This window comes from Pararhizobium sp. P1_E7 (assembly GCF_056405855.1).
In genome coordinates this window covers 215048-226528 of the sequence record NZ_JBFUBH010000002.1, presented here as the reverse complement: position 1 = coordinate 226528, position 11481 = coordinate 215048, and the positions used below count along the sequence as shown (strand labels likewise).

The 11481-nt window shown below is 60.0% G+C and carries 10 protein-coding genes; 2 read left to right on the top strand and 8 right to left on the bottom strand.

The window, feature by feature from the left end:
- Positions 1-9 precede the first annotated feature (9 nt).
- Complete coding sequence (locus AC1D17_RS03555) at positions 10-1263, bottom strand: sarcosine oxidase subunit beta (RefSeq protein ID WP_037164496.1); 1254 nt, start codon at positions 1261-1263, stop codon at positions 10-12.
- Between the two features lie 429 nt (positions 1264-1692).
- Between AC1D17_RS03555 and rpsU the strand changes: the two genes are divergently transcribed.
- Together rpsU and AC1D17_RS03545 are read left to right on the top strand one after the other, a co-directional pair.
- A complete protein-coding gene (rpsU, locus tag AC1D17_RS03550) occupies positions 1693-1929 on the top strand; it encodes a 30S ribosomal protein S21 (RefSeq protein ID WP_264220143.1) in 237 nt (78 codons plus the stop codon).
- A gap of 262 nt (positions 1930-2191) precedes the next feature.
- Positions 2192-3088, top strand: a complete 897-nt coding sequence (locus tag AC1D17_RS03545) for a tetratricopeptide repeat protein (protein WP_477564047.1) — start codon at positions 2192-2194, stop codon at positions 3086-3088.
- A 33-nt stretch (positions 3089-3121) separates the two neighbouring features.
- On the opposite strand, the gene AC1D17_RS03540 is transcribed toward AC1D17_RS03545, so the two are convergent.
- From AC1D17_RS03540 to AC1D17_RS03510, 7 genes are all read right to left on the bottom strand, one after another.
- On the bottom strand, positions 3122-4327 hold the full coding sequence (locus AC1D17_RS03540) for a GGDEF domain-containing protein (protein ID WP_477564046.1): 1206 nt from the start codon (positions 4325-4327) through the stop codon (positions 3122-3124).
- A 158-nt stretch (positions 4328-4485) separates the two neighbouring features.
- Positions 4486-5886: an NAD(P)(+) transhydrogenase (Re/Si-specific) subunit beta gene (locus AC1D17_RS03535; RefSeq protein ID WP_477564045.1), complete on the bottom strand. Its 1401-nt coding sequence runs from the start codon at positions 5884-5886 to the stop codon at positions 4486-4488.
- Between the two features lie 10 nt (positions 5887-5896).
- Positions 5897-6307 carry a proton-translocating transhydrogenase family protein gene (locus AC1D17_RS03530; protein ID WP_264220139.1) on the bottom strand — a complete coding sequence of 137 codons (411 nt, stop codon included), beginning with the start codon at positions 6305-6307 and terminating at the stop codon, positions 5897-5899.
- Positions 6308-6368: 61 nt separating this feature from the next.
- Entirely contained in the window at positions 6369-7526 is a 1158-nt protein-coding gene (locus tag AC1D17_RS03525; RefSeq protein WP_477564044.1) for a Re/Si-specific NAD(P)(+) transhydrogenase subunit alpha, read from the bottom strand.
- Between the two features lie 195 nt (positions 7527-7721).
- Positions 7722-7946 carry an aa3-type cytochrome c oxidase subunit IV gene (locus AC1D17_RS03520; protein ID WP_477564043.1) on the bottom strand — a complete coding sequence of 75 codons (225 nt, stop codon included), beginning with the start codon at positions 7944-7946 and terminating at the stop codon, positions 7722-7724.
- Positions 7947-8168: 222 nt separating this feature from the next.
- Positions 8169-8918, bottom strand: coding sequence for an N-acyl amino acid synthase FeeM domain-containing protein (locus tag AC1D17_RS03515; RefSeq protein ID WP_477564042.1), 750 nt, complete (start codon positions 8916-8918; stop codon positions 8169-8171).
- Positions 8919-9147: 229 nt separating this feature from the next.
- Complete coding sequence (locus AC1D17_RS03510; RefSeq protein WP_477564041.1) at positions 9148-11457, bottom strand: putative bifunctional diguanylate cyclase/phosphodiesterase; 2310 nt, start codon at positions 11455-11457, stop codon at positions 9148-9150.
- Between the last annotated feature and the right edge of the window lie 24 nt (positions 11458-11481).

Here is an 11481-nt window from a genome sequence, read left to right as displayed (position 1 = left end):
GTTTTCCCCTTAATGCGCGACGGCAGCCGCGGCCGCCTCGTCGATCAGGCGGCCCGAGCGGAAGCGTTCCAGCGTGAACGGCGCGTTGATCTTGTGCGGCGCGTCGTTGGCGATGGTGTGGGCAAAGACATTGGCCGAACCAGGCGTTGCCTTGAAGCCGCCGGTGCCCCAGCCGCAATTGACGTAAAGCCCCTGGACCGGGGTCTTGGCGAGGATCGGTGAGCGATCCGGCGTCACATCGACGATGCCGCCCCAGGACCGCATCATCTTCATGCGGCGGAAGATCGGGAAGAGTTCGCAGATCGCATCCAGCGTGTGGGTGATGATCTGCAGACCGCCGGTCTGGGAATAGGACGAATATTGATCGGTGCCGGCGCCAATGACGAGTTCGCCCTTGTCGGACTGCGAGATGTAGGCATGCACGGTGTTCGACATGACGACGCAGGGGAAGATCGGCTTGATCGGCTCGGAAACCAGCGCCTGCAGCGGATAGCTGACCAGCGGCATGCGAACGCCGGCCATTTCCATCAGCACAGAGGTGTGACCTGCAGCAACGACGCCGACCTTCTTGGCGTTGATCTGACCGCGATTGGTATCGACGCCGGCGACGGAACCATCCGGATTACGCCGGATGCCGGTCACTTCGCAGTTCTGGATGATGTGCACGCCGCGATCGGCGGCAGCACGAGCGTAGCCCCAGGCGACGGCATCGTGGCGAGCGGTGCCGCCGCGGCGCTGCAGGGCAGCACCGTTGATCGGGTAGCGGGCGGTGCGGGAAATATCGAGCGGCGGGCAGAATTCCTTGGCCTGCTCCGGCGTCAGCCATTCATTGTCGATGCCGTTCAGGCGATTGGCATGAATATGACGCTTGAATACCTGCTGGTCATGGATGTTGTGCGACAGCATCATCACGCCGCGCGCCGAATACATGACGTTGTAGTTGAGGTCCTGGCTCAAGCCATCCCAGAGCTTCAGCGCGTGATCGTAGATCCCGGCACTTTCGTCATAGAGATAGTTGGAGCGGATGATGGTGGTGTTGCGGCCGGTATTGCCGCCGCCGAGCCAGCCTTTTTCAAGCACGGCAATATTGGTGATACCGTGCTCCTTGGCGAGGTAATAGGCGGTGCCCAGGCCATGGCCGCCGGCGCCGATGATGATAACATCATATTCCTTGCGCGGCTCGGGCGAGGTCCATTGCGCCTCCCATCCCCTGTGGCCGCGCATCGCTTCGCGAGCGACAGCAAAAACCGAATATTTGCGCATCCGCTTTCACACTCCGTAGTCCTGCCAAAAGGCCGGTGAATTTCTTGTGGTCGATCTTAGAAATCGCAAATCCCGGACTTCCGCAACGTTTCTTTTGCGACGCGAGACGGCGCTTGTCGCACGAGTTGCGACATGCCGCATCCCCGGTGACGGTCTAAGGCACTTCACAGAAGAGGAACCACTCTACACCCGCACCGGCACGACGACGCCCTGTTATAATCCCGGTGCAATTCCGGTGACCAACGCTGTAGAGCCACGGTTAACCGGCACCTTCAGCCATGGAAGACAACTCGAAGCTGGACTTTGAGCAACCGATCTGGTATCCGCTCTCTCAATCGTAAAGCTTTCGGGCTCCGCGAACCTTATTTTTTTGCCTCGTTGACCTGACTTCATGAGGCGATAACCCGAAACTGAAGGAATGGGATTAACGTGCAGGTACTAGTCCGCGACAACAATGTCGATCAAGCGCTTCGCGCACTCAAGAAGAAGATGCAGCGTGAAGGCATTTTCCGCGAAATGAAGATGCGCGAGGCCTACGAAAAGCCATCCCAGAAGCGCGCCCGCGAAAAGGCCGAAGGCGTTCGCCGCATTCGCAAGCTGGCCCGCAAGCGTTTGCAGCGCGAAAGCGGTATCGTTACCGCCCGCCCTGCGGCGGCTGCACGCTGATCAGCGTTTACAGCACATCTGACGCGTAATTCGGGCGGGGGCGACATGATCGCCACCGCTCTTTCTGTTTCATCGCATGCCGCCGGATATAATTCCGGACACAGGCGACCAGCGCGCAGAGCGTGCTACACTGTCTTCGGACACGGAGCGGGCACCCAAGACGGTGCAGCTGATGTGCTCCAAGATTTGAAACTGCTGGCCCGATCCGCCGCTTGAGGCCCGGGACATGCCGAGACGCTTCGCTTAATCGAGGGAATCAATCTTGACATCGACTGCCAGGACCGCGGATTTTTCCGTCCATCCCGACCATGCCGGCTTTGCCGGACGCTCCAACCGGCGCGGATTCGCCCTCGCCTCCATGCTGGCCGTGGCCGGAGCGCTGATGCTGTCAGGCTGCACCACCGCAGACACCTCGGGCGACATGATGCGCGTCGAGCGGGCCCAGGGCAGCGAAGAGAACATCGCCTCGCTCTCTGCCGTGATTTCTGCCAACCCGAGCGATCCGGAAGGCTACAACGTTCGTGGCTCGGCCTATGGCCGCGCCGGTGAATTCCGCCGGGCGCTGGCTGATTTCAACAAGGCAATCGAACTCAACCCGCGATTCTACCAGGCCTACGCCAACCGGGCTCTTGTGGAGCGCAACATGGGCGACCAGTCGGCAGCACAGTCCGACTACAACATGGCCCTGCAGCTCAACCCGCGTTATGACGTCGCTTTCATCGGCCGCGGCAATCTCTACCGCCAGGCCGGCCAGCTGGATCAGGCTTTCGCCGATTTCAACAAGGCGATCGAACTCGACACGACGGACCCGCGCGCCTATCACAATCGCGGCCTGATCTATCAGGCACGCAAGCAGCATGCCCAGGCGATCGAGGATTTCTCCACCGCCATCTCGCTGGCGCCAAATTCGCCCGAGCCCTATAACGGCCGCGGCATTTCCTATGTTGCCACCAACGACGACGACAATGCATTCTCGGATTTCAACACCGCGATCAACCTGAACGGCAAGATCGCCGAATCCTGGGCCAACCAGGCGCTGGTCTACGAGCGCCGCGGCGACAAGGTGAAGGCGGCGAAGTCCTATTCGCACGCCATTTCGCTTGACCCGAAATACGAGCCGGCCCGCGCCGGTCTCGCCCGTGTCAAGGCGGGCAGCTGACGAGAAAAGGCGCGGCGGGATGCCGCGCGCCGGTCATGCGACCGCAGCCACGGGCAACAGGCGCTCGACAGAAGTGCGATTGCGCCCCTCCCGTTTGGCCTCGTAAAGCAACTGGTCTGCTCGATCGAGAGCGGACCAGGCTGTTTCTTGCGGCTGCAACAAGACACCTCCGATACTGACCGTCAAAAAAGCGCTGATATCGGACGTGGCATGATCGATACGGAGCCCCCGTACCTCGGCGCAAAGCTCATCCACACGGTCCTTCAACGACGTGCCGCCGCAATCGTACAGTACAAGCGTGAACTCCTCTCCGCCCATCCGGCAAGCCATATCGAGTGGACGGCGCGCAAAGGCGTCCAGACACGCTGCCACCCGCTGCAATGCCAGATCGCCGGCCTGATGCCCGTAGCGATCGTTGTAACGCTTGAAAAAATCGACATCGAGCAACAGCAAGCCGACCGGTACGTTTTCCCGTCGGGCTTGCTGACGGATCACCTCAAGCTGCTCATCAAGACCACGCCGGTTGGCGAGCCCTGTCAGGGGATCCCGTGACGCTTGCTCCTTGAGAATGCCGCGCAAGAGGAATTGCTCGCGGTGCGCACGCTCCCGGAGATAGCCGCCGACTGCCGAGAAGATCAGCGTCAAAAGCAGCATAGCGTTGAATTGCTGCTCCTGTAGTTCCATCGGCAGCAGCCAGTATCGCAACGAGAAAGTCAGGACGACAACGCCAGTTGCCAGCACGATGCTGTGGCGGAAGCGGAGCCCTAGCGGAGAGAATGCTCCCATAACGAACAGAAGCTGGGCGAACTCGGCATGGCCGAGGTAGTTGCGCTTGTAAAGGCAAACCGACACCGCCCCACTCACCGCAAGCGCCAGCACCGCGGCTATCGACAGGGGCGCCGCCCGCGACGCCCCGCGCTGCAGATGGCAAATATACATGCAGCCGAGCAGAAACAGGATTGCTACCAACCGACTTGCGAGAATGCCCCACATATCGGCGGTAAGGTCGGGGAAGCGCTGCACCAGCGGGAGCCGGACAAAATCGGAGACTCCGAAGAGAGTGATGAAGGCCAGGGAGAAAACCGCACTAATCATTGCGGGCCGGCGCTCGTCCCTGTCGATCTGCAGCGCGTATTCGCGCTCCATCTCGCCTTGGAATCGCAACCACCCGATTCCCGCGTCAAGCTGCCGGGCGTTACGCCCGATCCGGGAATGACCGAATTGCGAAGATGAACTCATGATCCTCTTTCGTAACACCGGCGCCAACCATTGCGGATAGCAACCAACGATATGCGAGGACCGTTGAATTTCGATTAAAATACCGGGCGGAGGAAAAGACCGGATACGATGTAGTGCCGCTCGAATGAGCGGCACTACAGGCTCAGTGGATTATCGCCTTAGTGGTTCATCGCCTTGACGATATCGTCTGTCATCTTCTTGGCATCGCCGAGCAGCATCATGGTGCCGTCCTTGTAGAACAGCGTGTTGTCGATGCCGGCATAGCCGGAGCCGAGCGAGCGCTTGACGAACAGGCAGGTCTTGGCCTTGTCGACGTCGAGGATCGGCATGCCGTAGATCGGCGAAGTCTTGTCGTCGCGCGCCGCCGGATTGGTCACGTCATTGGCGCCGATGACATAGGCGACGTCGGCCTGGGCGAACTCCGAGTTGATGTCTTCGAGTTCGAAGACCTCGTCATAGGGGACGTTTGCTTCGGCCAGGAGCACGTTCATATGGCCGGGCATGCGGCCGGCGACCGGGTGAATGGCGTATTTCACTTCGACGCCATTGGCCTTCAGGGCATCGGCGAGCTCACGCACCGCGTGCTGGGCCTGGGCGACGGCCATGCCGTAGCCCGGAACGATGATCACCTTGGAGGCATTGGCCATCAGGAACGCGGCGTCGTCGGCGGAGCCCTGCTTGACCGTGCGCTGGATGCCGTCATCGGCCGCCGCAACACCGTTATCGCCGCCGAAACCGCCGAGGATGACCGAGATGAAGGAACGGTTCATGCCCTTGCACATGATGTAGGACAGAATCGCACCGGACGAACCGACCAGCGCGCCGGTGATGATCAGGGCCAGATTGCCGAGCGTGAAACCAATGCCGGCGGCAGCCCAGCCGGAGTAGGAATTCAGCATCGAGACGACCACCGGCATGTCGGCGCCACCGATCGGCACGATCAGGAGAACGCCGAGCGCCAGCGACAGAACGACGATCGCCCAGAAATCGAAATGGCTTTCGGACGCTGCAAGTCCGACGATGAAGAAGACGATCAGCAGCAAGAGCACACTGTTGATGACATGGCGGTACGGCAGCATGATCGGCTTGCCGGACATGCGGCCATCAAGCTTCAGGAAGGCGATGATCGAGCCGGTAAAGGTAATGGCGCCGATGGCGACACCGAGCGCCATTTCGACCAGCGCCTGGGCATGGATCGAACCGATCTCGCCGATGCCGAAGGACGACGGTGTGTAAAGCGCCGAGGCCGCCACCAGCACGGCGGCAAGGCCGACCAGCGAATGGAAACCGGCGACCAGCTGCGGCATCGAGGTCATTGGGATGGAACGGGCAATATAGGCACCGGCACCGCCGCCGATGGCGAGACCGAGCACGATCAGCACCAGACCGCCAAAGGACGGGGTGGCGAGCAGCAGCGTCGTGACGATGGCAATGCCCATGCCCACCATGCCGAGAATGTTGCCGCGGCGCGAGGTGGTCGGATGCGACAGGCCGCGCAGCGCCATGATGAACAGGACGCCGGAAACCAGATAGAGGAAGGCTGCGATATTGGCACTCATGACGGCAGCCTCACTTCTCTTTTTTCTTGTACATGGCGAGCATGCGCTGGGTCACCAGAAAGCCGCCGAAGATATTGACCGAGGCAAGGATCAGCGCCACGAAACCGAAGCCGGTGGCAAGACCGGACGCCGAGATGCCGACCGCGAGCAGCGCGCCGACAACGATGACCGAGGAAATCGCGTTGGTGACCGCCATCAACGGCGTATGCAAGGCGGGCGTTACCGACCAGACGACGTAGTAGCCGACGAAGATCGACAGGACGAAGATCGCCAGCTGGAACACGAACGGATCGATCACGCCACCGGACAACCCGTGGACAACATTGCCGGCGGAATCCGGTACATATTCGGCGGCGGTGCGGACCGCTTCGACCGCCCGGTCGAGGTCGCCTATCGCCTTGTCGAGAAGCTCATTGGCCATCAAATTTCTCCCTTGGGCAGCCGCACTTCTCCCCGAAGCACCAGCGCCGCCCTCTCCATTTTTAAGCTGTTGCTGCAACCACGACCGGCGCTGCGGCAAAATTCGGATGCACCACGGCACCGCCGTGCGTCAGCATCGTCGCCTTGACGAGTTCATCCTCGACATTGAGGGCAAGCGCCTTGGTTTCCTTGCCGACCATGGTCTCAAGGAAGGTCACGAGGTTCTTGGCGTAGAGCGCCGAAGCCGAAGCGGCGATACGGCCTGGCATGTTGGCATAGCCGACGACTTTGACGCCCTCGACCTCAACCACCTGATCAGCCACAGCACCTTCGACATTGCCGCCACGCTCGACGGCAAGGTCGACGGCAACAGAGCCGGGCTTCATGGCTTTGAGCATCTCGCGGGTGATCAACCGTGGTGCAGGACGGCCCGGGATCAGCGCGGTGGTGATGACGATATCCTGCTTGGCCAGATGCTCGGCGGTCAGCGCTGCCTGCTTGGCCTTGTATTCCGCCGACATTTCCTTGGCATAACCGCCTGAAGTCTCGGCCGCCTTGAACTCCTCGTCCTCGACCGCGATGAACTTGGCGCCGAGCGAGGCAACCTGTTCCTTGGAAGCCGGGCGAACGTCGGTCGCGGACACCACCGCACCCAGGCGGCGCGCCGTCGCGATCGCCTGCAGACCGGCAACGCCCGCCCCCATGACAAAGACTTTTGCGGCAGGAACAGTGCCCGCCGCCGTCATCATCATCGGCATGGCCCGGTCATATTCGGATGCCGCTTCAATCACCGCCTGGTAACCGGCAAGGTTTGCCTGCGACGACAGCACGTCCATCGACTGGGCGCGGGTGATGCGCGGCATCAACTCCATCGCAAACGCCGAAACGCCAGCCTTGGCCATGTCGGCCAATGCCTGGTCATTACCATAGGGGTCCATGATCGCCAGCACGATGGCGCCGGACTTGTAGCCTGCGACTTCCGCAGATGCGGGGCGGCGTACCTTCAGCACCACTTCGGCGCTGGCAGCATCGGCAACAGCACCGATCGTCGCACCGGCCTTTTCGAATTCGCTATCGGGAATGCGCGACAAGGTGCCGGCACCGGCCTGAACGACAACATTAAAGCCGAGCGTCTTCAGTTTCTTGACACTCTCGGGAGACGCTGCAACGCGCCCCTCGCCGGGAAACGTTTCCAACGGTATGAATACGGTATCTGCCACGGGTTCCTCCCTGACACGGGTCTCCGGAACACGGCGGACCGCGATTTCCACTCTCCCGCACACTCGATAATCACGCATCGAGCCGCCCTTAGGCGGCCCGCGCGCATGTCTCTCCCGGTCCGGCAAACGCCGGGCCATGGAAAAGCCGGCACCTCACTCCCAAGTGCCGCTTTCGTCAAAACTTTGGAAAGCCGATCAGCGCAGGAGCGCGAAGCCGCCGACATTGATGAGGATGAAGACAATGAGGGCCGTGAAGAAGCCGGCGCTGGTGAAGAAACCGGCAGCCATGGCGATCAGCAGGGCGACACAGAAAATCGTCAGGATTTTCGCCGCGTCCAGAAAGAAATTGTAGGTCTTCTCGTGTTCGGCATAATCCATTGGCGCGCCCAATTCGGCCGGTCCGGAATGATGTTCAGCCATCGTCCATATCTCCCTGAAATTCAGCTACGCCCTCCCCTGTCCTGTAACGGCGAGCGCGGCATCTCGTCTCAAATCCATTCACTGCGCATCCGGAGTGCCTGAAAGCATCGATCGCACACAGGTGGCCTTACACAAAGCCACAATCAAACGCAACGAAAACTGCAGGCGTAACATGCGGCATAACGGTTCGGCCGGCGTTCGTGACGCTCACGCAACGCCTAGTCAGGCCTGGGTGCGCATACGGCTCTGCGCCGTCAACGCCAGGCGTGCGGTTGGCAACACCGTCAACGGCGTATACGGCACCTCCCGGTTATCGCCGAACATCATGCGCCGCTCGAGCGGTTCCGAATCGAAGAACGGAAACCGGGTATAGAGCCAGGGCCGGATCTCGCGGACACGGGCGGCGAGCAGCGTCAGGTCGATCTTGTAATCACCACAGTTCTTCTGCGGCGAAACAATCGTATCGGCATCGAACACCCGCTTGTAGAAGGCCGCATGCTGCGGCTTCACCAGCGACAGGCAACGATCGACGTCGAAATGTTCGGACGCCATGGTGGCGACGCGCAGGGTGAGGTAAGGAATGGCTGGCATTTCCCGCAGAATTTCCGGGTCGGCGGCAAGGCGGACCGGATCGATCAATGTCAGGCCGGCGTCGAGAAAACCGTCGATCTCCGCCCTGAAGACGGACCCGGACGAACTCGTCCTATGCTCGGGCGTCACATGATGCACCCGTACTGTGCTGATCAGCCGCTCTTCGAAATAGATTCCGAAAACATAGGCGTGACTGTCGAAGTCGATATCATCGATGAGCGTCGTGCCTGACAAGGGCAGTATATCGGCCATCTTGTAGGCTTTAAATCGGATGCGGGCGACATCTTCCATGTCCTCCCCCGATTCGACCCGGCGATATTCGACATGATCCAACAGTTCCAGCAATCGCTCTGAAAATCTGTTCTGCTGCTCCGCTTTCATTTCATCAAACGCCCCTGTTGAAGGGGCATTCATCTTCCAAACGGAGGCACCTCACAATGTTTTAATAGATTATTAAGCATAAACTATTTGTTAGGGTTAACAAATAGTTAACCCTAAATTACGAAAGGATGATCTGCCTGCGTAACATGTCGGAACAGGTGCGCTCTGGCCTTTCAGGCCGTCAGGTGACGGGGGGGGGCAGACGCAAGCTGCGAATGGGTTGAAAAATCTAAGCCGTGCGCCGGCCGCGCCGTTTCGGCGCGGATAGCTTCTTCCGGAGTGTATCCGAAAGGCTTTCGATCGCCAGGGACGGCATGGGCGCTGCAAAGACATAACCCTGGATCAGATCGGCACACTTGTACTGGTTGATCAGCGCGAGCTGATCGTTCGTCTCGACCCCTTCGATGACGATTTTCAACCCGAGCTCGCGCGCCAGGTTGACCATGCCGTGCAGAAGTTTGAAGCGGCGCGCGTCCTCGCAGATATTGCGCACGAAGGAGCGGTCGATCTTGATGATATCGAGCGGCAGCGCATCGAGATAGCTGAGACTCGAGTAACCCGTGCCGAAATCATCGATGGCGATGGTGATGCCGCGAGTGCGCAGCTCCTGGAGAATGGTCTGCACCTTGGCCGCCTCCTCCATCAGGCAGCTTTCCGTCACTTCAAGGTGAAGCCGGGACGGATCAAGCCCCGTCTCGGACAGAATATCCGCCACGGTCGAGATGATGTCGCCGTTGCGCAGATCAAGAACCGAGAGATTGACCGAAACGGCGATATGCTTGGGCCATTTCAGGCAATCGAGACAGGCCTGACGCAGCATGAACCTTGTGATGTCGGAAACGACGCCGATTTCCTCGGCCAGCTGGATAAAGACATCCGGCGGTACCGGACCCCGCTCGCGGTGGGTCCAGCGCGCGAGTGCCTCGCAGCATTCGATCCGTGATCCGTCGGCGAGGAACATCGGCTGATAGACGGCCGACAGCCCGCCCGTTTCAAGAGCCTCGCGCAGATCGGTCTTCAGTTTCTGCCGGTCGAGATAGTTCGCATCCATTTCCGCTTCGAACGCGGTACAGCTTCCCTTTTCGCGGCTCTTGCTTTCAAACAGCGCAAGGTCGGCCTTGATCTGCATGTCTTCCAGCCGGAAGCCGGCACTATCGACAATCACGTATCCGGCGCTCATCGAAATATTGAAGGTAAAGCCGTTGGCGAGATAGGCGCCGCGCATCTGTGCGTGCACTGCCCGCATACGCTCTTCCAGAACAAGCCGGTTGTTCTCACTTGAAAAAAACAAAACGAATTCGTCGCCCATCAGGCGTGCCGCGATCGCCGTATCGTCCGTCACCTTCTTCAGACGCTCTGAGATCGCACACAGCAATCTGTCGCCGACGATATGGCCGCGCGTATCGTTGACATGCTTGAACTCGGCGACATCGAGAACCATGAAACCGGTGAGACCGGTGCGTTTTTGATCGGCAAGCGCATTGCCGACCAGCTCACCGAAATAATCGCGATTGGGCAGACCCGTCAGCGTATCGAACCGCACCATCTGCAGGATTTTCTTTTCCGCCCGCACGCGCGCCGTTACGTCTTCAAAGATCAGCACGACACCGCCATTGGCGCGCCGGCTTGCCGAAAACTCAAGAAACAGATCGTCGGAAACGGGGATGAGCGCACGCGACTGCATGCCTTGCAGCAACTGGTCCAGCTGCTTCAAGACCTGCTTTGCCTGATCCCGCTCCAGAAACGTATGGCGGACACCATAGCGCAGCACCGCATCGAGGTGGCAATCCTTGACGCGTTCGCGATCACCGAGATTGAGAAGCTCGCAGGCCCGCCGGTTGGCAACCAGAATGCGGTTGTCGTCGTCCAGCATGAACAGGCCATGCGGCATGTTGTTCAGGGCAAGATCGAAACGGCTGGCGATCGTCGATATCTCGCGCGCAGCAAGCACGTTCTTGTGTAATGTTTCACGCACGCCGCGCGCCATCGACCAGGTCGTGAGAATGAACGGCACCATCAACACCGCCAGCAGCGCCATGAACCCATCCATCAGCCCGAGCAGACCGAGGATGATCGGGCCGCAGGCAGACAGGGACATGACAACGACCGCACGGGCCGAGCCGTAATTGCGTCCCACGAGGGATACCATGGTGGCGAGCGTCACGGAAATACAGGCGAGCTCGGCGAATGGATCGCGGCTGACCAGAATGGCATAACCACAGGCCGTGCCGAGCGTGATGGTGGCGCAGACCCCGCCGGCATTGTAGCGGTTTTCCCAGCGGCGGATGCCTTCAAAGTCCAGCGATGCAAGGTCTTCGCGGTCGAACCGGCGCATGTCGATGTTGCGCACCAACCAGATCAGCACGATTGCGATCGTGCTGCCGAGAAAAAAAGGATCACTGGTTTTTGCAAAGACGAGCAGGAATGTCACGACATGCGACAGCATGCCGATCAACAATGTCTGGCGGTAATCGTAGAGCGAGCTTACGAACGAAAGGTACACATCGGTCGGAAGAGCGCTCTGTTCACTTGATTTCATGAACCCCCGGGCTCCGGTTTGGCG